This is a genomic window from Cupriavidus sp. GW821-FHT07C08 (genome assembly GCF_059419025.1).
On the sequence record NZ_JBWKQZ010000019.1, the window covers coordinates 108,067 to 133,871 of the forward strand.

Annotated in this window: 23 protein-coding genes and 1 pseudogene; 15 read left to right on the forward strand and 9 right to left on the reverse strand. The window is 65.4% G+C overall.

What is annotated here, in order from left to right; genetic code table 11:
* Nucleotides 1–12: 12 nt before the first annotated feature.
* A complete protein-coding gene (gene pdxR / locus AC07UK_RS23005; protein ID WP_494686308.1) occupies nt 13–1,527 on the forward strand; it encodes a MocR-like pyridoxine biosynthesis transcription factor PdxR in 1,515 nt (504 codons plus the stop codon).
* Nucleotides 1,528–1,573: 46 nt separating this feature from the next.
* On the opposite strand, the gene AC07UK_RS23010 is transcribed toward pdxR, so the two are convergent.
* Nucleotides 1,574–1,789 (reverse strand): CDGSH iron-sulfur domain-containing protein, encoded by a 216-nt coding sequence (locus AC07UK_RS23010; RefSeq protein WP_041228590.1) that lies wholly within the window; start codon nt 1,787–1,789, stop codon nt 1,574–1,576.
* Nucleotides 1,790–2,037: 248 nt separating this feature from the next.
* On the opposite strand from AC07UK_RS23010, the gene AC07UK_RS23015 reads away from it, so the two are divergent.
* Together AC07UK_RS23015 and AC07UK_RS23020 are read left to right on the forward strand one after the other, a co-directional pair.
* Nucleotides 2,038–2,379, forward strand: coding sequence for a hypothetical protein (locus tag AC07UK_RS23015; RefSeq protein ID WP_153955875.1), 342 nt, complete (start codon nt 2,038–2,040; stop codon nt 2,377–2,379).
* Nucleotides 2,380–2,442: 63 nt separating this feature from the next.
* Nucleotides 2,443–3,483 (forward strand): ribonuclease Z, encoded by a 1,041-nt coding sequence (locus AC07UK_RS23020; RefSeq protein WP_436223700.1) that lies wholly within the window; start codon nt 2,443–2,445, stop codon nt 3,481–3,483.
* Here the strand turns inward: AC07UK_RS23020 and AC07UK_RS23025 are convergent.
* Nucleotides 3,480–5,381, reverse strand: a complete 1,902-nt coding sequence (locus AC07UK_RS23025) for a potassium transporter Kup (RefSeq protein ID WP_436225317.1) — start codon at nt 5,379–5,381, stop codon at nt 3,480–3,482. The genes AC07UK_RS23020 and AC07UK_RS23025 overlap by 4 nt on opposite strands.
* A 217-nt stretch (nt 5,382–5,598) precedes the next feature.
* Between AC07UK_RS23025 and AC07UK_RS23030 the strand changes: the two genes are divergently transcribed.
* Entirely contained in the window at nt 5,599–6,147 is a 549-nt protein-coding gene (locus tag AC07UK_RS23030; protein ID WP_436223701.1) for a ProQ/FinO family protein, read from the forward strand.
* Nucleotides 6,148–6,175: 28 nt separating this feature from the next.
* On the opposite strand, the gene AC07UK_RS23035 is transcribed toward AC07UK_RS23030, so the two are convergent.
* Together AC07UK_RS23035 and AC07UK_RS23040 are read right to left on the reverse strand one after the other, a co-directional pair.
* Complete coding sequence (locus AC07UK_RS23035; protein ID WP_436223702.1) at nt 6,176–7,315, reverse strand: acyl-CoA dehydrogenase family protein; 1,140 nt, start codon at nt 7,313–7,315, stop codon at nt 6,176–6,178.
* Nucleotides 7,308–8,504 (reverse strand): CaiB/BaiF CoA transferase family protein, encoded by a 1,197-nt coding sequence (locus tag AC07UK_RS23040; protein WP_436223703.1) that lies wholly within the window; start codon nt 8,502–8,504, stop codon nt 7,308–7,310. The genes AC07UK_RS23035 and AC07UK_RS23040 overlap by 8 nt, the downstream gene beginning before the upstream one ends.
* A 116-nt stretch (nt 8,505–8,620) precedes the next feature.
* Between AC07UK_RS23040 and AC07UK_RS23045 the strand changes: the two genes are divergently transcribed.
* Nucleotides 8,621–9,526 (forward strand): LysR family transcriptional regulator, encoded by a 906-nt coding sequence (locus AC07UK_RS23045; RefSeq protein WP_436223704.1) that lies wholly within the window; start codon nt 8,621–8,623, stop codon nt 9,524–9,526.
* 142 nt (nt 9,527–9,668) lie between these two features.
* Nucleotides 9,669–9,893, forward strand: coding sequence for a DUF3820 family protein (locus AC07UK_RS23050; protein ID WP_013952607.1), 225 nt, complete (start codon nt 9,669–9,671; stop codon nt 9,891–9,893).
* An 18-nt stretch (nt 9,894–9,911) separates the two neighbouring features.
* Here the strand turns inward: AC07UK_RS23050 and garD are convergent, their stop codons facing one another.
* Entirely contained in the window at nt 9,912–11,477 is a 1,566-nt protein-coding gene (garD, locus tag AC07UK_RS23055) for a galactarate dehydratase (protein ID WP_436223705.1), read from the reverse strand.
* Between the two features lie 391 nt (nt 11,478–11,868).
* Between garD and AC07UK_RS23060 the strand changes: the two genes are divergently transcribed.
* From AC07UK_RS23060 to AC07UK_RS23075, 4 genes are all read left to right on the forward strand, one after another.
* On the forward strand, nt 11,869–12,924 hold the full coding sequence (locus AC07UK_RS23060; protein ID WP_436223706.1) for a cyclase family protein: 1,056 nt from the start codon (nt 11,869–11,871) through the stop codon (nt 12,922–12,924).
* Nucleotides 12,925–12,952: 28 nt separating this feature from the next.
* Entirely contained in the window at nt 12,953–14,194 is a 1,242-nt protein-coding gene (locus AC07UK_RS23065) for an ABC transporter substrate-binding protein (protein WP_436223707.1), read from the forward strand.
* A gap of 156 nt (nt 14,195–14,350) precedes the next feature.
* Nucleotides 14,351–14,626 carry a helix-turn-helix transcriptional regulator gene (locus AC07UK_RS23070; protein WP_436223708.1) on the forward strand — a complete coding sequence of 92 codons (276 nt, stop codon included), beginning with the start codon at nt 14,351–14,353 and terminating at the stop codon, nt 14,624–14,626.
* A gap of 4 nt (nt 14,627–14,630) precedes the next feature.
* Nucleotides 14,631–15,977, forward strand: coding sequence for a type II toxin-antitoxin system HipA family toxin (locus AC07UK_RS23075; RefSeq protein WP_494686309.1), 1,347 nt, complete (start codon nt 14,631–14,633; stop codon nt 15,975–15,977).
* A 28-nt stretch (nt 15,978–16,005) separates the two neighbouring features.
* On the opposite strand, the gene AC07UK_RS23080 is transcribed toward AC07UK_RS23075, so the two are convergent.
* The 3 genes and pseudogenes from AC07UK_RS23080 to selB form a co-directional block, all read right to left on the reverse strand.
* Nucleotides 16,006–16,599 carry a helix-turn-helix transcriptional regulator gene (locus AC07UK_RS23080; protein WP_436223709.1) on the reverse strand — a complete coding sequence of 198 codons (594 nt, stop codon included), beginning with the start codon at nt 16,597–16,599 and terminating at the stop codon, nt 16,006–16,008.
* 444 nt (nt 16,600–17,043) lie between these two features.
* Nucleotides 17,044–17,208: pseudogene (locus AC07UK_RS23085) on the reverse strand (pyruvate kinase); the annotation flags it as partial.
* Nucleotides 17,209–17,266: 58 nt separating this feature from the next.
* Nucleotides 17,267–19,177, reverse strand: coding sequence for a selenocysteine-specific translation elongation factor (gene selB, locus AC07UK_RS23090; RefSeq protein ID WP_494686310.1), 1,911 nt, complete (start codon nt 19,175–19,177; stop codon nt 17,267–17,269).
* 612 nt (nt 19,178–19,789) lie between these two features.
* Between selB and AC07UK_RS23095 the strand changes: the two genes are divergently transcribed.
* Entirely contained in the window at nt 19,790–20,839 is a 1,050-nt protein-coding gene (locus AC07UK_RS23095) for a Dyp-type peroxidase (protein WP_436223711.1), read from the forward strand.
* Complete coding sequence (locus AC07UK_RS23100; protein ID WP_436223712.1) at nt 20,832–21,650, forward strand: family 1 encapsulin nanocompartment shell protein; 819 nt, start codon at nt 20,832–20,834, stop codon at nt 21,648–21,650. Before AC07UK_RS23095 ends, AC07UK_RS23100 begins: the two co-directional genes overlap by 8 nt.
* A gap of 128 nt (nt 21,651–21,778) precedes the next feature.
* Here the strand turns inward: AC07UK_RS23100 and AC07UK_RS23105 are convergent, their stop codons facing one another.
* Nucleotides 21,779–23,317: an FAD-dependent oxidoreductase gene (locus tag AC07UK_RS23105; protein WP_436223713.1), complete on the reverse strand. Its 1,539-nt coding sequence runs from the start codon at nt 23,315–23,317 to the stop codon at nt 21,779–21,781.
* 231 nt (nt 23,318–23,548) lie between these two features.
* Between AC07UK_RS23105 and AC07UK_RS23110 the strand changes: the two genes are divergently transcribed.
* From AC07UK_RS23110 to AC07UK_RS23120, 3 genes are all read left to right on the forward strand, one after another.
* Nucleotides 23,549–24,127, forward strand: a complete 579-nt coding sequence (locus tag AC07UK_RS23110; RefSeq protein ID WP_436223714.1) for a DUF1345 domain-containing protein — start codon at nt 23,549–23,551, stop codon at nt 24,125–24,127.
* A gap of 107 nt (nt 24,128–24,234) precedes the next feature.
* A complete protein-coding gene (locus AC07UK_RS23115; protein ID WP_436223715.1) occupies nt 24,235–24,519 on the forward strand; it encodes a CppA family protein in 285 nt (94 codons plus the stop codon).
* Between the two features lie 113 nt (nt 24,520–24,632).
* Nucleotides 24,633–25,736: a malate/lactate/ureidoglycolate dehydrogenase gene (locus AC07UK_RS23120; RefSeq protein WP_436223716.1), complete on the forward strand. Its 1,104-nt coding sequence runs from the start codon at nt 24,633–24,635 to the stop codon at nt 25,734–25,736.
* Nucleotides 25,737–25,805 lie beyond the last annotated feature (69 nt).

Genomic DNA, 25,805 nt, shown 5'->3' on the forward strand with positions numbered 1-25,805 from the left:
GATGGTGCCAATTTGAAATCGATCTGCGGCGACCAGCTGCTCCAGCGCCTGGGCCCCGAAGGCACGGCGGCACTGGGCAAACCGCTCAACCGCGGCCTCTACGAATGCATCCGCGGCGCGATACAGGACGGCAGCCTTGCGCCGGCCACGCGCCTGCCGCCGCAACGCGACCTGGCCGCCGAGCTGGGGCTGTCGCGCAATACGGTGATGTTTGCCTACGACCAGCTGCTGGCCGAGGGATACCTGTACGCGCGCACCGGCAGCGGCACCTTCGTTGCCGCCACTGCGCCGGAGCGCTACCTGAACGCCGCCGCGGTCCCGGCGACCGAGGTCGGGCCGCAGGCCATGCCCGGGCTGTCGCCGCGCGGACAGCGGCTGCTGGCCAATGCCTCGGCCTCGCCCACGCAATGGGGCGCATTCATGCCGGGCGTGCCCGACGTCACCCGCTTCCCGCATCGCCGCTATGCCCAGATCTCGGCCCGCGTGTGGCGCAACCCGCACCCGGAGTGGCTGAGCTACAGCCATGGCGGCGGGCTGCCGGCGCTGCGCGAAGCCCTGGCGGCGCATCTGCGGGTGGCGCGCTCGGTGCGCTGCGATCCGGACCAGGTGCTGATCACCGAGGGCATTCACCAGGCCATCGACCTGGTGGTGAGGATGCTGGGCTCGCCCGGCGACCAGGCATGGGTGGAGGAACCCAGCTATTGGGGCATCCGCGGCGTGCTTCAGGTCAGCGACATCGGCATGGTGCCGAAGCTGGTGGACGACGAAGGCCTGACGCTGCCCGAAACCGAAGCCGGCCGGGACATGCCCGCGCCGCGATTTATCTTCGTCACGCCCTCGCACCAGTACCCGCTTGGCGCCGTGATGAGCCTGAAGCGCCGGCGCGCGCTGCTGGAATACGCCCGCCAGCGCGGCAGCTGGATCGTGGAAGACGACTACGACAGCGAGTTCCGTTTTTCCGGGCAGCCGATCCCGTCGTTGCAGGGCATGGAACCGGATGCGCCGGTGATCTATATCGGCACCTTCAGCAAGACGCTCTATCCTGGCTTACGCATGGGCTACCTGGTGTTGCCGCGCAGCCTCGCCGGCGCCTTCCAGACCGCGCACGCCGAGCTATACCGGGCCGGCCACCTGATGACGCAGGCAACCGTCGCCGAATTCATGCAGGCCGGCGACTATGCCGCCCACATCCGCCGCATGCGGCCGCTGTATGCCAGGCGGCGCGCCATCCTGGCCGCGTTGATCGAGCGCTACCTCGGCCCCGGGACGCTGCACGAGCACGGCAGCAATGCCGGCCTGCACCTGGTGCTGCGCCTGCCCGACGATGCCGACGACGTGGCCATCACCGCCGCCGCCCGCGAGCGCGGCATCGTGGTGCGGCCGCTGTCGCGCTATTTCATCGGCGATGCCGTCCAGCAAGGCCTGCTGCTGGGGTATGCCTGCGTACCGGAAGAGGACATCGCGCCGGCCTTCGACAGGCTGCTTGGCTGCCTGCCGCGCGGCGGCATGCGCGCCCCGCTGCGTTGAACCATGCAGTGAGAGTTTCATCCTGACAAAAACGATCTCAGGCGGCTCAAGACTTCGGCTGTGGTGTGCTGCTGAACCCCTGCCGCTTGTGCGAGCCATCGCAGAAAGGCTTGTTCTCGGAATGGCCGCACCGGCACAACCAGACCTGCTCGCCTTCAAAAGCGAAGGTGGCGCCTGCCGGGGTCACGATCCTGACGGGACCTTTTATGCGGTACGGCCCATTGTCCTGTACCGTAACGGTGACAACGGTGTCTTCGTCCATGATGCATACACTCCCAGGCGACAGCCACGCTGGCACCCCGGTGGCAACCTTGTGCGCGCCTGTCTCTTCAAATCTACTCCAGTTTGTGGCGGGCGTTAAATAGACTCGCTGTAGGGCAACGTGAGCTCGTGCCTTGCGTGGCAGTCCCTTGCAAAGCACTTTGCGGCCACAGACGGCCAGCTTCCGGCACTCCGGCCACGGTTGCCCGCCGAGCCCGGATGCCCACAACCGTACGGAGGTGGCCTTCGATGAAGCCTCGTCAAGACGCACAACAATGGCGCCGCTTCTATATCCTTGATGAGAAGAACCGGCCAGTGCAGGTAACCGACCACGACGAATGGTCGCGCTGGATGGCGGACAACGACCTGGTATTCCGCCGCACCCTGCTGGAGCAGTCCGGCGGCATGGTGACGACCCGCTTCCGGGGCGTGTCGGAGGCCGCACCGACCGACACCCCCTTGTTCATCACGCGCGTCACAGGGCTGGCTGAGCAGGACAATGAAAGTTTTGGCGCGCAGACGCTTGACGCGGCGCTGGAAGAGCATGAGCGGATCGTGCAGAAGCTGCTGCGCCAGCTGACCGGGCGGTGACTGGCAGCCCGGACCAGCATGCGCCTTTGCCTGAGCCTGGTGCCGGTCGCACCGCGATTGATCATGCGTCCCTTGCTGGAAGCCCGCCTCGTCAACGATGCCTTTGGCGACCCGGGGCTGTTCGTCGACTTCCTGGACGAACGGCGCGCGCTGCTGTTCGACCTGGGCGACATCGCCCGGCTGATGCCGCGCGAGCTGATGCGCCTGTCGCATGTGTTTGTCACGCATGCACACATGGATCATTTCTCCGGCTTCGACAAGCTGCTGCGGGTGCTGCTCGGGCGCAAGCCGCGCATCGTGCTGGTCGGCGGGCCGGGATTCCTGGCGCAGGTCGAGCACAAGCTGCTTGCCTATACCTGGAATGTGGTGCATCGCTACGCCACCGAACTGGTCATCGAAGTGGCCGAACTTGGACTGGACCGGCAGATGCGGCGCGCCTGCTTTTCCAGCCGGCACGGCTTTGCCAGGGAAGCCGAAGCGCGCGCCGCGAGGACCGGCGATATCGTGCACGACGAAGCGACGTTCCGGGTGTGCGCCTGCTTTGTTGACCACGGGACTCCATGCCTGGCCTACCTGGTGGAGGAAAAGGCCCGGCTCGGCGTCAACAAGGAACGCCTGGCCGCATCCGGCCTGACCACCGGCGCCTGGCTGCGCGAACTCAAGCATGCCGTCCTGACCGGCGCAGCCGACGATGCGCCGATCCTTGTGCAGTGGCGGGACCGGCTCGGCGACCATGCGTCGGCGCGAACGGTCGGCGAGCTGAGCCGGCTGATCCTGGATGCCGAGCCCGGCCGGCGCATCGGCTACGTGACCGACCTGCGCTATACGAGCGAGAACGTGCAAGCGCTGTCGCAACTGATGCAAGGCGTCGACCAGCTCTTCATCGAGAGCGTGTTCCTGGACGTTGACCGGGCACACGGCCTGCGCAAGAACCACCTGACCGCTGCCCAGGCCGGATGGATTGCGCGCAGCATCGGCGCACGCGCGGTGACGCCGTTCCATTTTTCGCCACGCTATCAAGGGCGCGCCGATGAACTGGCTGCCGAGGTACGGGACGCCTGGGCCACGGAGTCCTTTGCAGAACAGCTACCGCCTGCGGTCTAGATCTCGATCTGCGTGCCAATCTCGATCACGCGATTTGCCGGTATGTTGAAATAATCTGCAGCATTACCGGCGTTCCTGCTCATCGTGGCAAACAGACGCTCACGCCATGAGGCCATGCCACTGGAAACGCCGGCTGCAGGGACGATGGCCTCGCGACTCAGGAAGAACGAGGTGTCCATGATGTCAAACTCCAGGCCAGCCGCCGGAGGCAGCGCGCCGAGCGCCTGCGCGACATCGGGCCGGTTCATGAAGCCGAAGCGCAGCGTTATCCGGTAGCAGGCGTGTCCGAGCGGTTCAACGGCCGCGCACTCGGTCACCGGCACCGATGGTACGTCCTTCATCTTCACGGTGAGAAACACGACGCGCTCGTGTAGCACCCTGTTATGGTTGAGGTTATGCATCAACGCATGTGGCACCACATCCGGTGTCGGGGTGAGGAACACCGCCGTGCCTGGCACACGCGGTGGTGGTGCGAGAAACAGCGAATCCAGGAACGACTTGAGGGGTACGTCGGTACTTTGGAGCCGCTCCAACAGGGCTTGCCGGCCGCGAACCCATGTCAGCATCACGACGAACATCGCGGCCCCGACAACGAGCGGGAACCAGCCCCCTTCGGCAACTTTCAACAGGCTGGAAGAAACGAAAGCCATATCCACCGCGATAAAGAAGCCGGTCGCGAAAAGGCTTAGCAGCAGGTTGTAGCGCCAACCGTAGCGGATCACAAAGAAGGTGAGAAGCGTCGTCACCAGCATCGTGCCGGTGACCGCGACACCGTATGCCGAAGCGAGATTGGTCGAAGACCCGAAGCCGAGCACGGCAATCAGAACCGCAACAAGCAATATCCCGTTGAGCGTCGGTATGTAGATCTGACCGATCGCCCGCTCTGATGTGTGCACCACGTTCATGCGTGGCAGATAGCCCAGCTGGATTCCCTGTTTCGTCAGCGAGTAGGCACCCGAAATCGTCGCCTGCGACGCGATCACTGTTGCCGCTGTCGCAAGTGCAACCATCGGATAAAGGGCCCACGACGGAAAGAGCAGGTAGAAGGGATTCTCGATTGCTTTTGCATTCACAATGATCAGCGCGCCCTGCCCCAGGTAGTTGAGTGCAAGGGCCGGGAATACCAGGCCGAACCAGGCCAGGCGAATCGGGGCACTGCCGAAGTGTCCCATATCGGCGTAGAGCGCTTCGGCACCGGTGAACGCGAGCAGCACCGCCCCAAGCACCGCGAACGAGGCGAACCCGTGCTGCGTCACGAAACCGAGCGCGTGCAGCGGGCTGAGCGCGCCCAGGATTGCTGGATACCGGGCGATGCCGTGGATGCCCGCGGCGGCAAGGGCGATAAACCACACGATCGTGACAGGCCCGAACAGCGCGCCGATGGCCGCGGTGCCATGCCGCTGGAACAGGAACAGCGCGATCAACACACCCACCGATGCCGGCAAGATATACGGCTGCAGCGCGGTAGTGCCCACCTCGATGCCTTCGAGCGCCGAGAGCACCGACATGGCAGGCGTCAGCACGGCATCACCATAGAAGAGCGCCGCGCCAAACAGGCCCACGAGCAGGATCGGCGTCGGGGAGCGACCGACCTTTTTCACGGACGCCAGGGCGAGCGCGAGCAGTGCCATGATGCCGCCTTCGCCCCTGTTGTTTGCCCGCATGATGAGGATCACGTACTTGAGCGAAACGACCACCATCAGCGCCCAGAGGATCGCGGAGATGCCGCCGAGTATGTTCTCGGTTACGAGGGGAATCCCATGGGCTGGATTGAAGGTTTCCTTGACCGCATAAAGGGGGCTCGTGCCAATATCGCCGTAGACGACGCCCAACGCAGCAAGGGTGAGCGCTGCGCGGGATTGCTGCAGGTGCGACTCGTCTGGCGTTTCACCGTTCATGGCATAGGAATCCACCGCTGCTCCTCGATTTTCGAACGGATGGTCCGCCTGCTCAGGGCAATCATATGAGGACGTCCCGCCGCCAGCCCTTCTGTCCGGGCCCCGCCTTTCGGGAGCGAGAGGCGTATTCGACCCATGCCCGCCGCACGCAAAATGCCGCCGAACCTGTCATTGGCCCAGCCTTGCTACAATTCTGGTTCACAGAACGGCAAATATCATGGGCTTTGAACAACTCGCAGCACTAAGGGATCAACTGGCAAACAAGGCGAAGGCCGAATCACGTACGGAAGGCAAGCGCCGGCGCCCCGCGCCAGCTGCCGCGCCGGCTGCCGCACCCGCGAAGCCGCCCGTCGATCCGGTGGTGCATTCGATTGCCCGGCTGCAGAAGCACTTCCCCAAGGCGTTTCCGAAGAACCCGGCGCCCAAGGTGCCGCTGAAGGTCGGCACGTTCGAGGATCTGGCCCAGCATGCGGGCAAGCTTGCCCTGACCGAGGCGGAGCTGCGTGAAGCGATCCGCACCTGGTGCAGCGGCGCACGCTATTGGTCGTGCATGGTGGAAGGCGCCAAGCGGCTGGACCTGGACGGCAATGAAGCCGGCGTCGTCAGCCTGGCGGATGCCAAGCGGGCCCAGCAGCTGAAGGCGCGCCGCAGTGCGGGCGCCCGGCCGCGGAAAGCCAAGCCTGCCACGCCCGCCGCCACGCCTGACGCACCTGCCGCGCCCGCCGCCACCACGCCTGACAGCCCTGACACGCCTGCCACGGCCTGATCCCCGGCCGTCGGATCTGCAGCGGTGCTTACGCCAGCACCGCGCGTGCAATCACCGTCCGCTGGATTTCCGACGAGCCTTCATAGATGCGCAGGATCCGCGCATCGCGCACCAGCCGCTCCAGCGGCATTTCGCGCGTGAAGCCGTAGCCGCCGTGGATCTGCAGCGCGGCGTCGGTGACAAAGCCGACCATCTCTGAGGCATAGAGCTTGGCCATCGATGCCTGCTCGGTGAAGGGCTCGCCGTCCCGGCGCCGCACCGCCGCCTGCAGGGTCAGCAGCCAGGCCGCCTCCAGCCGCGTGCGCATGTCGGCGAACATCCATTGCAGGCCTTGCTTGCGCGCCAGCGGCTCGCCGCCGACCTGGCGCTGCCTGGCCCAATCCGCCGCGCAGGCCAGCGCTGCCTCGGCAATGCCCAGGCTGGTGGCGGCCACGTCCAGGCGGCTGTTGTCCAGCACCTTCATCGCGGTACGGAAGCCCGTGCCTTCCGGCCCCAGCCGGTTGGCGGCAGGGACGAAGCAGTCCAGCGCCACCTCATGGGCCGGCGCCCCGCGAATCCCCATCAGTTTCTCGGCGGGCGCGATCTGCACGCCCTCGCTGTGCCGGTCCACCACGAAGGCGCTGATACCGCGCGTGCCCGCGGCGGGATCGGTCTTGGCGTAGACGACGATAAAGTCCGCCGCGTCGGCGTTGGAGATGAAATGCTTGACCCCGCGCAGGCGGTAGCCGTCGCCCTCCGGGGTGGCGCGCGTGGCCATGTCGGCCGGGTTGGAGCCGGCGCGCGGCTCGGTCAGCGCAAAGGCGCCCAGCTTTCCGCCGGCGGCCGCATCCGGCAGGTAGCGCTCGCGCAGGCTGTCGTCGCCGCCGATCAGGATGGAATCGGTAGCCAGGTAGTGCGCGCCGATCATCGACGAGGTCGAGGCGCAGGCCTTGGCAACCTCCGCCAGCGACAGGATCAGTGCCACCGGCGAGGTCTCGGTGCCGCCCCAGCGTTCCGGCAGGTTCATCCCCATCAGGCCGAGCTCGGCAAGTTGCGGCATATAGCACGTGGTGGAGGCTTCGGCCCGGTCCACCTCGGCCGCCTTCGGCGCCAGTTCGCTTTGCGCGAAGCGTCCGATGGCATTGGCAATCTCAAGATCGCCCGGCTCTACGCCCAGTCGTTTATGCATGTTGTTTCTCCTTGCTGAACGCTTGCGGAGGCGCCGTGGCAGCGTTGGCCAGCTCGGCCAGGATGGTTTCGGTGTGCTGCCCCAGCGCCGGCGCGGGCGTCACGCGGTTGGCGCCGTAGCCGGAGAACTTCACCGGCTGCGAGGGCAGTCGCACGGTGCCGCCTTCCGGCTCGGGCACTTCGGTAAGCAAGCCGCGGTGGGCGGCATGATCGCTCTCCAGGGCTTCCTTGACGTTGCGGATAGGCGCGACAGGGATGCCCGCCTCGCTCAGCAGGCGGTTCACCTCGGCCACGGAACGGCTGGCCGACCAGGCTTCGAGACCGGCGCGCAGATCGCCCTCGAAGCGGCAGCGCGTCTCGTCGTCGGCAAAGCGCGGATCCTGTGCCATCTCCGGCCGGCCGATGGCATTGGCCAGCGCCAGGAACAGCTTGTTGTTCAGCACCGCCACCACGTAGAAGCCGTCCGCGGCGCGGTACACGCCGAACGGCGCGGACGAGGGATGGCGGTTGCCGACGCGCCGCGGCGCCAGGCCGGTCGCGGCATAGCGCGCAACCAGGGTGGCGCTCAGGCTCAGGGTGGCGTCGAACATCGAGACATCGACATGCGTGCCCCGCCCGGTCTTCTCGCGCGCCAGCAGCGCGGCCAGCACGCCCCATGAGGCGAACAGGCCGCTGACCGCATCCGAGACAGCCTCGCCCAGCATGGTCGGGGTGCCGTCCGGGGCGCCGGTGGCATCCATCAGCCCGCACATTGCCTGCAGGATGATGTCGTAGGCCGGGCGGTGCGATTCCGGTCCGGTCTGGCCGAAACCCGACACGCTGGCGTAGACCACCGACGGATTCAGCGCTCGCAGCGCCTCATAGCCGATGCCCAGCTTGTCCGCGACACCCGGGCGGAAGTTCTCGACCACCACGTCGGCCCGGGCGCAGAGCGAGCGCGCCAGCGCCAGGCCCGCTGCCGTCTTCAGGTCGATCACGATGCTCTGCTTGTTGCGGTTCATGGCAGAGAACAGGCCGCTCTTGCCATCAACAAATGGACCGACCGCGCGGTAGTCGTCGCCGCCCGGCGGTTCGATCTTGATCACCTCGGCGCCTAGGTCGCCGAGCAGCGCCGTGCAGTATGGGCCCGCCAGCACGCGCGAGAAATCGATCACGCGGATGCCGGCAAGCGGCAGGTCGGAATGGGTCACGTCTTGGCCTCCAGGGCTTGCAAGCCCGCGGGCTTGCGTTTCAGTGATACCGATTCTGCGCAGCGCAGGCTATCAAGTAAAATATGGAATTCGACTAGCACCTATAGGATTTCCTGATGCGTGTCTCCTTGCGGCTGTTGCGCTACTTCGCCGCGGCGGCGGAAACCGGCAGCACCACGGCGGCGGCGCGGCTGCTGAACGTCTCGCAGCCCTCCATCTCCGTTGCCATCCGTGAACTGGAGACGCTGTTCGAGGAAGCCCTGTTCGCCCGCGATGTCGGCGCAAGGATGACCCTGACCCGCTTCGGCGTGCGCAAGCTGGCGGAAGCGCGCCACATCCTTGGTGCAGCAACGGCATTTGAAGTGGACAAGAGCGGCGATGCCGCGGCGGGCGAGGTGCAGATCGGCGTCTTCCGCACGCTGGCGCCGGTCTACCTGCCGGTGGTGCTGCGCCTGGCACGCGAGCGCTATCCCAAACTGTCGGTACGCTTTGTCGAAGGGGATCTCGCCCAGCTGGAAGACTGGCTGCACGGCGGGCAGATCGAGCTGGCGCTGACCTACGACGTCGGCATGCCCGATGACATCGAGCGCGAACTGCTGGCAGAGCTGCGGCCCTACGGCCTGCTGCCCGCTGGCTCACGGCTGGCCAGGCGCAAAGGCAGCCTGTCGCTGCACGAACTGGCGCAGGAACCGCTGATCCTGATCGACCTGCCGCACAGCCGTGAATTCCTGATGGCACCGTTCTGGCAATTCGGGCTGCAGCCCGAGGTGCGCTACCGCGCGACTTCGCTGGAACTGGCGCGCGGCATGGTGGCGAACGGACTGGGCGCGGCGCTGCTGATCACGCAGGCGCCGGCGTCGTCCCAGATCACCGCCGTCGTGGAAAAGCCGATACGGGAAGACACCGTGCGCCAGCCGCTGGTGATCGCGCGCACGGCCCGCGCGACGCGCACCCGGGCGTCAGAGTTGCTGGCCGAATGCGTGCGCGCGGCTGTGGAAGAAGCGAAGATCCAGCGCGCGTGACGGCGGGCGGCGTCCATTCCGACGAGTCCGGTCGGGCCATATCCGATCACGGCTCCCATCGCACATTCATCCCTCCGGTCAATGCATGGGCTTATGCTTCCCTGACTGTGATAGCGTTGAGCCCTCCGACTTACCGCCACCCATGACCGATTTCGACGCCGACGCCCTCAAGCGGCTGGTCACAGTCACCATGCCCTTTGGCAAGCACAAAGGCACGGTGATCGCCGACCTGCCAGGCAATTACCTGAACTGGTTCGCGCGCGAAGGCTTCCCGCCGGGGCAGATCGGCGCGTTGCTGGCGCTGATGCATGAACTGGATCACAACGGCCTGTCGCATCTGCTCAAGCCGTTGCGCGGGCGCACTTGAGCTTTTCAGCCCCGGACTTCAGGTCACCGGTGCCGGATTGAACAGCACCAGCGCATTGCGGATCTTCCAGTGCTCGGCCCATGACTTCTTGCCGCTGGCCACGGCCAGCAGCGTGTGGAACAGCTCCCAGCCCACTTCCTCGATAGTGGCCTCGCCGGTCGCGATGCGGCCGGCGTTGACATCCATCAGGTCATGCCAGCGCCGCGCCAGGTCGTTGCGGGTGGACACCTTGATCACCGGCACCTCGGCCAGCCCGTACGGCGTGCCGCGCCCGGTGGTGAACACGTGCAGGTTCATGCCGGCGGCCAGCTGCAGCGTGCCGCAGACAAAATCTCCAGCGGGCGTGGCAGCGTAGATCAGCCCCTTCTGCGTGACCTTCTCGCCGGGGCCGGTGACGCCATGGATCGGGCCGGTGCCGGACTTGACGATCGAGCCCATCGCCTTTTCCACGATATTCGACAGGCCGCCCTTCTTGTTGCCCGGCGTGGTGTTGGCGCTGCGGTCGACCTTGCCTTGCTCCAGGTAGCGGTCGTACCAGGCCATCTGCCGCACCAGCGCCTCGGCGACCTCGGGCGTGGCGGCGCGCGCGGTGAGCTGGTCGATGCCGTCGCGCACCTCTGTCACTTCGGAGAACATCACCGTGGCCCCGGCGCGCACCAGCAGGTCGGTGGCAAAGCCCACCGCGGGATTGGCGGTGACGCCGGAGAAGGCATCGCTGCCGCCGCACTGCACGCCGACCACCAGGTCTGACGCCGGACAGGTCTCGCGCCGGCGTGCGTTCAGGCGCGCCAGGTGCTTCTCTGCCGTGGCCATGATCGAATCGATCATCGAGGCAAAGCCCACGTGCTGCTCGTCCTGCAGGCAAACCACATCGGGCTCGCCCTCCTTCTGGATCGGGATGGTGCCGGCGCCGATCAGGCGCGCGGGCTGCAGCTTCTCGCAACCCAGGCTGACGATCATCACCTCGCCGCCGAAATTGGGGTTCAGCGCGATATTGCGGATGGTGCGGATCGGGATGCCGGCATCGGGCGCGTCGATCGCCACGCCGCAGCCGTAGGTGTGCTCAAGGCCCACCACGTCATCGACATTGGGATACTTCGGCAGCAGTTCTTCCTTGATGCGCCGCACGGCGAACTCCACCACGCCCTCCACGCACTGCACCGTGGTGGTAATGCCCAGGATATTGCGCGTGCCGACCGAGCCGTCCGCATTGCGGTAGCCCTCGAAGGTATAGCCTTCCAGCGGCGGCAGCGGCGCCACGCGCGTGCCGACCGGCAGGTCGTGCAGTTCCGGCGCGGCCGGCATGCGGATCACGCGCTCATTGACCCAGCTGCCGCGCGGCAGGTCTTTCAGCGCATAGCCGATCACCACGTTGTAGCGGATCACCGCGTCGCCCTCGCGCAGATTTGTCAGCGCCACCTTGTGGCCTTGGGGCACGCCCTCGGCCAGCACCAGGCCGCAGGGGAATTCCGTTCCCGCCGGCAGGCCGCCGTCGTTGGCCACGATGGCAACGTTGTCGTTCGCGTGCATCGTGATGTACAGCGGGCGAGCCGCCTGCTCACCTGCCGTCGGGGTCACTGCCATGTCATCTCCAGCCTGGCGCGCGTCGCGCACCTTTAGTGTTACGTTGTCTGACAACATTCTATCCGCTTATGGCCGCCTATGACCCCGGGAATTCCCTATCTCTCATTATTTCAGAACGGATATAAGCCACTTCCCCAGTCATGTTGTACGACAACACATCATGAACCAGCATCGTCCGCCGCTAAGAAGGAGGCCAACTCGCCGAAATCCTGTTGCACCGCAAAATGACCATTCCCCGCAATATGGCCTATAAGGATGCAACCGGTTTCATGCCACGAGAACCGGACAGGAGACCTTCCGCGTGGCCACGCACATCGCGCAGCCACGCCGCACTGATACCCCATACACCGGCCGCTCCCTCGGGCCACGCACACGACAGGAGGCATGACTCATGCGCTGGAAGCAACGTCCGCAAGGTTCCAACTGGGGTGACTTCGGCCCCGACGACCAGCTCGGCCGCGTCAACCTGATCGGCCCGGAACAAGTCGTCAAAGGCGCGCGCGAGGTGCAGGCCGGCATCAGCTTCTGCCTGTCTTTGCCGCTGGACTACCCCGGCGGCAACAAGCTCAACCCGCGCCGGCATCCGCCGGTGCTGCGGCCCACCTTCCGCGACGACATCCCCTATGTGAATTTCCCACTGGCCAAGATGGACCCGGCCGCCACGGACGTCATCAGCGACGACCAGGTGCTGCTGTGCCTGCAATACAGCACGCAATGGGATGCGCTGGCGCACGTGGGCGCGCTGTTCGATGCCGACGGCGACGGCCGCCCGGAACGGGTCTACTACAACGGCTACCGCGCCAACGAGCATATCGTCGGCCCGGTGGACTATGCCGAGGACGACAACTTCGCCGCGCACCCTTGCGGCCACGATCACAGTGCCGCGCAGGCGCTGGGCATCGAGAACTTCGCGGTCAAGGGCATGCAGGGCCGGGGCGTGCTGGTGGACCTGGCCCACACCTTCGGCATGGACTTTCGCAATGTCGGCTACGACGACTTGATGCACGCGCTGGACGCCGGCAAGGTGGAAGTCGAACGCGGCGACATGCTGCTGCTGCGCACCGGCTTTGCCGAGGTGGTGCTGTCGATGCAGCGCACCCCCGATGAAGCAGTGCTGCACCACAGTTGCTGCGCGCTGGATGGCCGCGACGAGCGCCTGCTGAACTGGATCACCGATGCCGGCATCGCCGCGCTGATCGCCGACAACTACGCGGTGGAACGCTACCCCGCCCGCCCCGCGCCCGATGGCGACAAGCACCACCCGCTGCTGCCGCTGCACCACCACTGCCTGTTCAAGCTGGGCCTGCCGCTGGGCGAGCTGTGGTACCTGCGGGAACTAGCGGACTGGCTGCGCGCCAACGGCCGCACGCGCTTCCAGCTCACCGCCCCGCCGCTGCGCCTGCCCGGCGCGGTGGGCTCGCCGGTGACGCCGATCGCCACGGTATGAGCCAACAACAATAAATCAGGGAGACACCATGAACCATCGCCACGCGATCCGCCGCATTGCCGCCAGCGCCCTCGCCTGCGCCGCGGCGCTTGCCTGCAGCACCGCCCAGGCCCAGCCCAGGGCCGCCGTCTCTGACGATGTCGTCAAGATCGGCATGCTGCTCGACATGAGCGGCCTGTATGCCGACGTCACCGGCCGCGGCAGCGCCACTGCCGCGCAGATGGCCATCGACGATTTCGGCGGCAAGGTGCTGGGCAAGAAGATCGAGCTGGTGGTGGTCGATCACCAGAACAAGGCCGACATCGCCGCCAACAAGGCGCGCGAGTGGTTCGATACCGCCAATGTCGACGCCATCCTCGACGTGGCCGCGTCGGCGCCGGCGCTGGCGGTGCTTGAGGTTGCAAGACAAAAGAACCGCATCGTGGTGTTCTCCGGCCCGGGCACTGAGCGCATCACCAACGACCTGTGCACGCCGGTATCAGTGCACTACGCCTACGACACCTACGCGCTGGCCAACACCACCGCACGCGCAATGGTGGAGCGCGGCGGCAAGTCCTGGTTCTTCCTGACGGCGGACTACGCCTTCGGCCACACGCTGCAGGACTCGGCCACCGCGGTCATCAACGAGACCGGCGGCAAGGTGCTTGGCGCCGCGCGCCACCCGCTGGCCACCAGCGACTTCGCCTCTTATCTGCTGCAGGCGCAGGCCAGCAAGGCACAGGTGGTGGGCCTGGCCAATGCCGGCGGCGATACCGTCAACGCAATCAAGGCCGCCTCTGAATTCGGCCTGACCCGCAACAACACGCAGCGCATGGCGGGCCTGCTGCTCTATATCAACGACATCCACGCCATCGGCCTGAAGACGGCCTCCGGCCTGGTATTGACCGAGGCCTTCTACTGGGACATGAATGAAGCCACGCGTGCGTGGTCGCGCCGCTATTTCGACAAGCTCAGGAAAATGCCCAACATGAGCCAGGCAGGTGCGTATTCATCGGTCACACACTACCTGAAGGCCGTGCAGGCAGCGGGCACCGACGAGACTGCGGCGGTGATGAAGAAGATGAAGTCGATGCCGATCAACGACTTCTTCGCCAAGAACGGCCGCATCCGCGAAGACGGCCGCATGATCCACGACATGTATCTGTTCGAGGTCAAGACGCCGGCCGAGTCCAAGTACCCATGGGACTACTACAAGGTGCTGGCCACAGTGCCGGGCGAGCAGGCGTTCATGCCGGTGTCGAAGTCGCAGTGTTCGCTGGTCAGGCGCTGATGGCGGCGCCGGTGGGGATAATCGGTGTATGAGGCGCGGAGCGGAGGTTTCTGATAAACACAGGCCATAGTTTGTACTCAAGAAATACAGCCTATATTGCGTATTACCAGAAAACAACCTATCCTTTGTATATCGAAAATACAGCCTGCAATTTGTATGCCCGACTATACTCTGCGTACTCCTGAGCAGCTTCCCACCCTCTTGCAGGCGTTCCGCAAGGATGCCGGCCTGACTCAGGCCCAGGTGGCGAGCCGCCTGGGCGTCACCCAGCAGACGTTGTCCGCGCTTGAACGCAACGCCGAAGCGGTGAGTACTGGCCGGTTGATGCGCCTGCTGGCGATTCTGGGCGTGGAACTGGTGCTGCGCAAAGATGGTCAGGACCCTGCAACATCAGGGGCCCCTTCAGGCGCGCCGTCCGACCAACCCTGGTGATGCAATGGGACGTCGCTCGCATACTCGGGCCCTCGGCCTGTGGATGAACGGTACCCATGTCGGGACCTGGCAAGTGAATCCGCGCCAGGGCGATACCCTGGTGTATTCCCCGGACTGGGCCTCCTCGGCGCAGGGCCGCCCCCTGTCGTTGTCGTTGCCGTTCACCCCTGGGAACGCGCCTCTGCGTGGCGAGAAGGTGCGATCGTATTTTGACAACCTGCTGCCAGATAGCCTGACCATCCGGCAGCGAATCGCGCGCCGGTTCCAGGCCAGGACCACCGAAGCCTTTGACTTGCTGGCGCAGATCGGCCGTGACTGCGTCGGGGCCCTGCAAATCCTCCCGGATGAAACCGTCCCTGCGGGAGTCCAGCGCGTGGAGGCGCAACCCCTCAGCGAGCGGGAGGTCGCACAGATCCTGCGCGCGACCGTCGCGCCCCCGCCACCTGGCGGCGTCCCGGACGATGACGAAGACTTCCGGATCTCTATCGCCGGCGCCCAGGAGAAGACTGCCCTCCTGCTGAATGAAGGCCAATGGTGCCGGCCACACGGCGCAACGCCAACCACCCACATCTTCAAGCTGCCGATGGGGTTGGTGGGCAACATGAAACTCGACCTGACCGAGTCGGTGGAAAACGAATGGCTCTGCTCCCTGATCCTGAGGGCTTACGGATTGCCCGTGGCCAACTGCGAGCCGTTGCGATTTGAGGACCAGAAGGTGCTCTGTGTGGAGCGATTTGACCGGCGCTGGTGGGAGCGTGGGGGCCGATGGCTCATCCGTGTCCCCCAGGAAGATATGTGTCAGGCGACAGGCACGCCACCACACCTGAAGTACGAATCCGACGGCGGCCCAGGGATTAGCCAGATCATGGGGCTGCTGGACGGCTCCATGCATCGCGATGCCGACCGGCTGCAATTCTTCCAGGCTCAGGTCCTGTTCTGGATGCTATGCGCGACCGACGGCCACGCCAAGAACTTCAGCCTGTTCCTGCGCCCGGGCGGCACCTATGCGCTCACCCCGCTGTACGACGTGATGTCGGCCTACCCACTGCTTGGAGAAGGGCCTGGAAAGCTCTCGCCGCACAGTGCCAGGATGGCCATGGCTGTGCGCTCGAAGAACGCACACTGGCGGATGCGCGACATCCTGCGCCGGCATTGGCTGGGCGTGGGCCAACGCCTCGGCATTGTCACGCCCGATGGCAAGGATGCAAGTTTCGTCGTTGACGACCTGATTGCCCGCACACCGGGGGTCGTGCATGCGGTGCGCGCTCAGCTGCCTGATGACTTCCCCCCCGGGCTGGCGGACAGCATTCTGAATGGCCTTCAGGCTGCGGCGAAGAAGTTGGCCGGATAAGCCCAGGCCAGCAGCGTTTGGTCTGCCGCTACGACGAATCCCTGGTCAGGTTTTCCAGCCACAGGCTCATCAACCCGGCTCGGCCCCTGACGCCGAATTTCCGGAAGATGCCGGTCACATAGGAATGGGTTGTGGAAACGGCCAGGCCGAGGCGCTGGGCAATCTGCTTTTCCGACGCGTCGGTCAGCAACAGCCGCAAAACTTTCTGCTCGTGGGGCGCCAGCGGGACCGAAGAAAGCGCCAGCCCAAGGTCAAGAATGCTCTCCTTCTTCAGCGCAGTGACATCGCGGGCAACCCCGACGCGCAACCGTTCCGACTGGAGCCATCCGGCGGACCACATGATATGGACGGCACTGCCGTCCTTGTGGCGATAGCGGTTTTCAAAACCGATCCGCTTCTTTCCCGACATGACCTGCTTGGCCTCGACAATGGTCCGGTCCCGGTCGGCGGGCATGACCAGATCGATGATGAACTCGCCCGCCATATCCTTCGGCGTATAGCCAAAAATGCCCACGCACGCTGCGCTGACATACTGGATGCGGCCGCCTGTGTCGACCAGGAATACGGCGTCCAGCAGTTGGTCGGCAAACGCAGTGATGTCTTTTCCGATCTCGATACTCATGGCAGTCCAGACCCCCGATACTGGCGCTTTTACTGGCGCCTTGATTGGCCCCTTCGCCCGGATTTCACCCGAACGCGGGTCAACGTGAAGACTAGACCACGCGCCAGCGCATGTACAGTGTTGGCATCAATAAAACCAGGCGAGGTTCGCCAGCCGGAAGGCGTTTAACGGCGCCACTCATGCCTGCGCGCCGTCAAAGGCACCCTGCGGATTAGCAGGATATGACTTTTGCACAGTTTCGATACCATCATGGCCATCATTTGCCCGGTCTTCGGCCAAATAACGATGGCCCCGCCGGGGGCTTCCAAAGCCGTAGTCAACGAGAGTCGGGGCAAATGAGCCAAGCCTCAGCATTGCCTACCCCTTTCGAGGGGGGGAGTCGAGGTCAAGAGGGGAGCGGCCCGGCCCGCTGACGGAGGTGGCAGTGGCCTCTGTCAGCGGGGACCGCCGGTCTTTTTCGGTCATGGCCGACATCGGCAGCACCGCATCGGGCACGTTCACCCGTTTCCGGTCCGAGAGCGTGCCGCCGTTGACGACCGTGGTCTCGGCGGAGTCGGCGCCGCACTGCCCGATGCGCAACCGGATCTTGCCGTCGTCCAGCACCAGCTCCAGGCGACGGGCGCCGCGCATATATCTTTCACCCTGGTCAGGCGTTCTGCACGAAGCCTCAGAGCAACTCCAGCCAACGACTGTCCGTGCGCACCAGATGCCGGCCACGGTCGAAGCGCGTATAGCCAACCCGGTCAAAGAATTCCAGGACCTGAACCGCACGTTTTCGTCCGAGTCCGGTGGCATTGCGAAATGCCCCGGCGACGACCGTGCCGGCGTTCTTGCTGGCGTCGACAGCGGCGAGCAAGGCCAGCTCGCGAATCGCCTCCGGATCGTAGAAGAGGTCGTGCACGACCTGAAACGTCTCGCCATGACGCGCGAGCTTGCGCATCAGCTGCCGCACCCTGTCCTCCGGCACGCCATGCGCGCTCGCCAGCTCGCGCACCCATGGCGGATCGAAGCGCCCCGCTTTCATGTCCTGCTGCAGTGTCGCGGCGAGCGAGCGATCCGCATCGTCGAGCGTCACGGTGTGCTCGGGCAGGTGTAGCCAGGGGCCGTTCCTGACGATCTCGCCGCGCGCGCAGGCGTCATCGACGATCGCACGCCACAACGCATCTCGCGCCAGCGGTGCGGCGATCCTGCGCAAACGCGCCACCTCCGGGCCATGCACATCCGGCGAGCGTTGGTGGAATTGCCGCAGCGCAGTGGTCAATCGGCCCGCCAGCGCCCGCCACGCCGCGCTGGACACCAGCAAGGCATCGTCGCCCGGAAGTTCAATCACGCGCGTGTCCCGCGGCAGTTCGATGGCCGCCGCCGGCATACCGCTCAGCCGCTCCAGCAGCGCGCGCGACAGCCCGTTTGGCGCCTGCTCGAGCAATGCCCCGACCGAGCCAGTGTCAAGCATGGCCTGCATCGCGTCGAGCCACGCCAGCCGCGCCGGAGAACGGCGCTTGCGCGCAGGCGCGAACGGATCGAGTACATCACCGCCGCCGATGGTGCGGCTGGCCTGCGCGTTCCGCACGACAAAGGGATCGCCTGGCAGCGCGCATACCGGCCGCTCGAACACCAGCTGCACGCGCGCGCGCTGCCCGGGCGCAAGCGTCGGGCCATCGAGCAGCGCGACATGCGCCACCTGGTGCTGCGTGCCCAGGTGAACATGCATGGGCGCCCAGTGCTCCAGCGCAGGGGCGTCTGGCAACAGGGTCAGCATCACATCGATGCGCTCCGACGCCCGTGCCAGGCGCACATCGACCACCCAGTCACCGCGCTCGATCGCGCCCTTGTCGATGCCTGCCAGGTTCAGCGCGCAGCGCTGCCCCGCCCGCCCGGCAGCAGCAGGACGATTCTGCGCATGGATGCTGCTCACGCGCACAGACTCGTTCTTCGGTGCGAGCAACACCCTGTCGCCGATATGGATGCGCCCGGACACCACGGTTCCGGTCACGATCGTCCCTTGCCCGGCAAGCGTGAAGACCCGGTCAACCGCAAGGCGGAACAGCCCGTCGTCGCGCCTGGTGCGCGACGCAGCCGCGGCCGCGTGCAGGTGCCGCTTCAACGCGTTCACACCCGGATCGTCGGCGCGCGTTGCGCAGGTTTCAAAAACCGGTGCATCTTCCAGCATGCTGCCGCGCCGGAACGACGCAATCTCCGCGCGCACCTGCCGCAGCCGCGCGTCATCCACGCGATCGACCTTGGTCAGCGCAATCGCGCCGCGCCGGATGCCGAGCAGTTGCACAATGGCAAGGTGCTCGCGCGTTTGCGGCATCACGCCGGCATCGGCAGCGACCACGAGCAGCGCGAAGTCAATACCGCATGCGCCCGCGGCCATGGTGTGAATCAGCTTTTGGTGGCCCGGGACATCGACCAGGCCGAGCACGTCGCCGTTCTCGAGCGGCACGTACGTGTAGCCAGGCTCGATCGAAAAGTCGCGCGCCTTCTTTTCCTTCAGGTGGTCGGTATCCATGCCCGACAGCGCCCTGACCAGGCTGGTCTTGCCGTGATCGATATGTCCTGCCGTGCCGACGATCATGGCTGCGTCAGGGAGCCCGGCAGCCTGATGCGACGGAGACCATCAGGGACTGCCGCGGGAATATCCTCGTCGTGAACATGCATGGTCTCCTATCCTTATCCGAATGGCCGATGAGGCTTGCTCAAGCGTGCATCGATGCCGCTGCGCTTAAGGGTCCTGCATCGTTGGAGACAAGATAATTGCCTGGCCACTTAAGGTAAATTCAGCGATTCTTTGTGTGCCTATAAGCGATGCCTTAAGTGACAACGGGATGGACAGATTGACCCGAGAGACCGGGCTCAGCATGGACATTTTGTCCATCGCGCAGCCCCCGCGCAGCGCTTGCAGTGCGCCTGAACAACCCGACTACCCAGCGATGCCGGCACAGGCATGAGCCTTGCTCTGCAGCCTGGATCGGCTGGCCGACCATGTCGCCGCAAAGCAGGAAAGGAGTCGAACTCTCATGGCGAAAGTCCTCTGTGTCCTTTATCCGGATTTGCAACGGCGATTGATACTGCCTGGTCAGCAGAAAATGAAAGGTCAGAGGCACCACACAATTCGTGTAGGCTTATGCGTTGAATTCTCTTCCGTCAGCCCGAAAACCGTATCGGTTTCACCAACAAGAAGCGCCCGATGCCTACAAATTCCCCCGAACCGCAAGCCGTTTCCGGCACAGTCACCCGCAGCGCCATATTCATCGTTGCGACGCTCACCGACGGCGACGACCACGCCGACACCGTCCGCGCATGGTGTGCCGACGTTGCCGCCATCGTGCGCGCGGTCGGCCATCGCGTGCCGTCAGGCAACCTGTCTTGTGTCTGCGGCTTCGGCTCCGACGCTTGGGACAGGCTGTTCGGCAAGCCCCGTCCCGCGGCGCTGCATCCGTTCCGGGAGTTCGGCACCGGCAATCGCGTCGCCATCGCCACGCCAGGTGACCTGCTGTTGCACATCCGCGCCGATTCGATGGACCTGTGCTTCGAGCTTGCCACGCAACTGCTCGGCAAGCTTGGCGATGCGATCCAGGTTGTCGACGAGGTGCACGGCTTTCGCAACTTCGACATGCGGGCGATGATCGGCTTTGTCGATGGCACGGAGAATCCGGCCGGACGCGAGGCGGTCGATTTCACGGTGATCGGCGACGAGGATGCCGAGTTTGCCGGTGGCAGCTACGTCATCGTGCAGAAGTATCTGCACAATATGACGGCGTGGAATGCCCTTCCCGTGGAGACACAGGAACTGATCATCGGGCGCAAGAAACTGTCCGACATCGAGCTGGACGAAGAGATCAAACCCTCGTCATCGCACAGTTCGCTGACCACGCTGGTCGAGAACGGGCAGGAGGTGAAGATCCTGCGTGACAACATGCCATTCGGGCGCCCGGGCGCGGGCGAGTTCGGCACCTACTTCATCGGCTACGCGCGTTCGCCCGCGCCGATCGAGAAGATGCTCGAGAACATGTTCGTCGGATTGCCGCCCGGCAATTACGACCGGCTGCTCGACTTCAGCAAGGCAGTCACCGGCAGCCTGTTCTTTGTGCCGTCGGCCGACCTGCTTGAAGGGCTTGCGGACCGCGAAGCCCCTGCTGTCAGTGATAGCCAAGCGGCGCCCTCACCGTCGGCCGCACCGCACCGGGAAGGCTCATTGAATATCGGATCGCTCAAAGGGAACCGCGAATATGAATAACCTGCACCGCGAACTCGCCCCAATCACCAGCGCCGCATGGTCTCAAATTGAAGAGGAAGTGGCGCGCACCTTCAAGCGTTCCGTCGCCGGACGGCGCGTGACAGACGTGATCGGCCCCGGCGGCCCCGAACTGGCCGGCGTGGGTACCGGGCACCTGCTGGACCTCGAGGCGCCGCTGCAAGGCGTCGGCGCGAAGCTGCGCGAGGTCAGGGCCCTGGTCCAGCTGACCGTGCCGTTTGAACTCCAGCGCGAAGCGATCGACAGCGTCGAGCGCGGCGCGCGTGACTCCGACTGGCAGCCGGCCAAGGAAGCGGCCAAACAGCTTGCCTTTGCGGAGGACCGGGCCATCTTCGACGGCTATCGGCAGGCGGGCGTCGTTGGCATCCGCGAAGGCTCGTCGAATCCGAAGTTCACGCTGCCGGCCGACGTCAACGAATATCCGCAGGTGATCAGCGATGCGCTCGAGGCGTTGAAGCTGGCGGGTGTCGACGGCCCCTACTCCGTGCTCCTTGGCGCCGACGCATATACCGCGCTTGCAGGCGGGCGCGACCAGGGCTATCCGGTCATTGACCACATCAAGCGGATCGTCAGCGGCGAGATCATCTGGGCGCCGGCGATCAGCGGCGGCAGTGTGCTGTCGACCCGCGGCGGCGACTACGCCTTGCACCTTGGCGAGGATCTCTCGATCGGCTATAGCAGCCATACGGAGCAGGTGGTACGGCTGTACCTGCGCGAAACGCTGACGTTCCTGATGCTGACAAGCGAGGCATCGGTTCCGCTTGAACTGACAGGGCAAGCACCTGGAAAGTAACGCTTGTCGATTGAGCCGACGCGGTCCGTTTCGGCGCGCCGGACGGACTGCGGCCAACCCGCTACGTCAGTAGATTGACGGGTCGTCTACTCACATCCCGAACGCCTGCGGATTGCCTAGGTTGCCGATCACGCCCCGGATCCTGTCGCCTCCTGCTCGAACGCGGCCTCCGCCCGAAGACTCGCCAGGTCGCGCCCGACCGTGGCGACCGCAAGCCGCTTGTCCTTGCTCCAATAGGTCACCGTACAGTCATGCGCGGCGGGATCGCCGTCGACATCCAGGCGATCCCATTGCTCCGCATGGCCTACGTAGTTGATGGCCACATCATAGTGCTGGGTCCAGAAGAATGGCACGGCCGCGAAGCGTTGGCGCTGTCCCAGGATATTCCGCGCTGCCACCACGCCCTGGCGCTCGGCGACCACCCAGTGTTCGACGCGGATACGCTGGCCCGTTCCCGGGTCAGGCCAGCGCGCAATATCGCCCGCGGCATAGATGCCAGGTTCGCTCGTCTGGAGAAATTCATCGACCGCCACGCCCTTGTCCAGCGCGAGGCCGGCGTCCTGCGCCAAGGCCACGTCGGGGCGAACGCCAATCCCGGTCACGACCAGATCGGCGGCCAGCTCCGTGCCGGTCGACAATTTCACCCGATCCGGCTGAATCTCCGTCACCGTGGCCCCGAGATGGAACGTTACCCCGTGCGATTCATGAAGCGCCTTGATCATGCCGCCGAGCGCCGCACCCAGGACCCGCTCCATCGGATGCGCTTCGGGCGCGACAACATGCACTTCAATGCCTCGCGTTCGCAGCGCTGCCGCGACTTCCATCCCGATAAAGCTTGCGCCCACCACGACGCATCGGCGTGCCGTGCCGAGACGCGCGATCAATGCGTCGCAGTCGGCCAGCGTACGGAGCACGCCCACGTGCGGCAAGGATGCGCCAGGAACGTCGAGCCGTATCGGCACGGCACCGACGGCAAGCAGAAGCGCGCCGTAGCTCACGTTGCTGCCATCCGAGAGCGTGACGGATTTTTGCGCGGGGCTGAGCTTGACGACACGGTTGTCGGAGCGCACATCGATGTCGTGATCCGCGTAGAACGTCGGTGGCCGCATTGGCAGCCAGTCCGCGTTTGCCGTCCCGGCGAGGTAGTCTTTCGACAGATTCGGCCGGTCGTACGGCAATGAGCGATCGGCGCTCAACAGCGTGACGGGGCCGCTATAGCCTTCCCGCCGCAGGGTTTCGACCGCGGCAGTCCCGGCTGCGCCGCCGCCGATGATCACCACGGATTCCGGGAGCTGGGCGGCGGCAAGTCGCGGTGGCCGCACCGGCGGCAGCGCTTCACGGACGAAGGCCTTTCCGTCCTGCAGTTCCACGCGCCAGCATTTCAGATCGTCCTGGGCGGGCGGCCCCAGGACCGCGCCGGTACGAAGACTGAAGCAGGCGTGATGCCATGGACATCGGATCGTGTCGCCGACCAGCAGGCCGTCCGCCAGTGGCCCGCCATAGTGGGTACAGGTCGCACCGATGGCAAACAGTTCATCAGCCCGTCGCACAAGCAAGACCGGTTTGCCGCCAACCTGGCCTGTCACCATGCCGCCGTCAGCAATGTCAGCCAGCGGCACGCCCTGGGTGAGATCGGGCTTATCCGTGAAGGAAGAGCTTTTGGTCATGGCGTCTCTCCTTACCGGTCATGGCACAGGGCCATTATCGACCTCGATACCGTCAAATGAAAGGCGCATGCAGCGTTACAAACTGCGCGACGGCACGGATATGATTCACGCATGACCAGCCTCCTTTCCTGACAAGGGGTCACCCCGAATGACTGCCCTATGAATAGACCCTCCCGCTTCGCAATCGGCAAGCGCATTGCACCCGCACGCTTTCTGCTGTGCGGCGCCATATTGATCGTTGCGACCTTTGCCGCGGGTGCGCTCGGCGCAGAGCCACGTATTGCGCTGCTGATCGGCTTCGATCTCGCGGCCCTTGTCTTCCTTGGCGCCGCGCTGCCGCTGTTGCGCGCCGATGCTGCGGCCATGCGGCGTACAGCGGAATACAACGATGCCAACCGCACCGCGCTGCTCACGATCACCGTGCTGCTCTCGATGGTGATCCTGGTCGCGATCGGCACGCTGATCGCGCGCCCCGAGACACCGCACTGGGCCGACATCGCGCTGATCGTCGCCACGCTCATCCTGTCCTGGCTTTTTGCCAACACCGTTTTCACGCTGCACTATGCGCATCTCTACTATCTCCAGACCGCCACCGGCGACCAGGGCGGGCTGCAGGTGCCGGGCGTTAAGGACCCCAGCTATTGGGACTTCCTCTACTTCAGCTTCACGCTGGGCATGACTTTCCAGACGTCTGACGTGACCATCGCCGGCGCCCACATGCGCAGGGTGGTCCTGGGCCACTGCGTGGCCGCGTTTCTGTTCAACATGGGGATTCTGGCGTTCACCGTGAACGCCCTGGGTGGCTTGTAGCCGACTTGGCCACGCGACCAAAGTGTTCCTGGACAAACTCCTTGCATCCCGCCGGATACTGTATATATTTACAGTAACTGTATGGATGAACAGTAGGAGTCCCGTCCATGGAACACCTGATCCGTGTACAAAACGACTATGACCGCCAGGTGCTGGCCTGGCTGCGCGGGCGCATCGGCGATGCCGCGCTGCAGACCGCGGCGCTGCGCCTGGGCGGCCAGCGCAAGCCTTACCTGTCAACGATCTGCCGCAGCCTGGGCATCCGCCCGCCCAGCCGGCGCCAGTTCGCGGCCGAGGCGGCGCGCATGCACCGCGCGGTGGGCGATACCTACCTGGCCCGTATCCGCGAAATCCTTGGCCAGTCACCTGCCGAAGCCGCGCTGGGCCAGTAAGCAGTTGCCGATCACCGGCCACGCCGGCACCGCCGGGCTCGGTCCGGCCGTATCATGAAGCTCCGTTGCCGTCACACAGCACGGGGCTTTTTTCATCCCTAGCCAAGGCCGATATGAGCGAACACCGCATCCCTACCGCCGCCCTGCACCAGTGGGTGGCCGATCTCTGGCTTGCCGCGGGCAGCAGCGCGCAAGAGGCGCGCCTGACGGCCGACCACCTGGTCGGCGCCAACCTGAGCGGGCATGACTCGCACGGCGTAGGCATGATCCCGCGCTATGTGCTGGCCTGGCAGGCCGACGAGCTGCAGCTGAACCAGCAGGTCAGCGTGCTGCACGATGCCGGCAGCATGCTGAGCCTGGACGGCAACCGCGGCATGGGCCAGGCGGTGACGGCGCAGGCCATGGACATGGCCATCGGCCGCGCGCGCGAGCATGGCGTCTGCGTGATGGGCCTGCGGCAGTCGCACCACCTGGGGCGCGTGGGCCACTGGGCCGAGCAGGCCACCGCCGCCGGCATGATCTCGATCCACTTCGTCAACGTGCTGTCCAAGCCCATCGTGGCGCCGCACGGCGGCTACGATGCGCGCTACGGCACCAACCCGTTCACCATCGGCGTGCCGGTGGCGGGCGAGCAGCCGCTGGTGCTGGACTTCGCCACCAGTGCGATCGCGCTGGGCAAGGTGCGCGTGGCCCACAACAAGGGCGTGCCGGTGGCGCCCGGCTGCCTGCTGGACGCGCACGGCGAGCCCACCGCCGATCCTGCCGTGATGTACCCCGCCGACGGCGCGCCGCAAGGCGCGCTGCGGACCTTTGGCGAGCACAAGGGCCATGTGCTGGCCGTGATGTGCGAGCTGCTGGGCGCCGCGGTCACCGGCGGCCACACCATCCGCGCGGAAACGCTGCGGCATGAGCATGCGGTCTGGAACAACATGCTGGCGATCGTGTTCGATCCCGCGCGCCTGGGCACCAGCACATCGTTCGGGCATGAGGTGGCGGCGTTCGCCGAGTGGATGAAGGCCTCGCGGCTACAGCCCGGGCAGGATGGCATCCGCCTGCCCGGCGAGCCCGAACGGGCCTGGCGCGCCGCCCGCGCCACCCATGTCCCGGTTGACGCCGGCACGCTGGCGCAGCTGGACGACGCCGCGGCGCGGGTGGCGGCCGCGCGCGCCAGCGCGCAGCCTGCGCCGGGGCCGCTGTCTGTGCTGGCCTGCGACTGACTAACACCCGACGGCGCGTTCGAATACATCATGCGCACGCTGGATCTTGACGTGCAGTAAAGTCTGGCA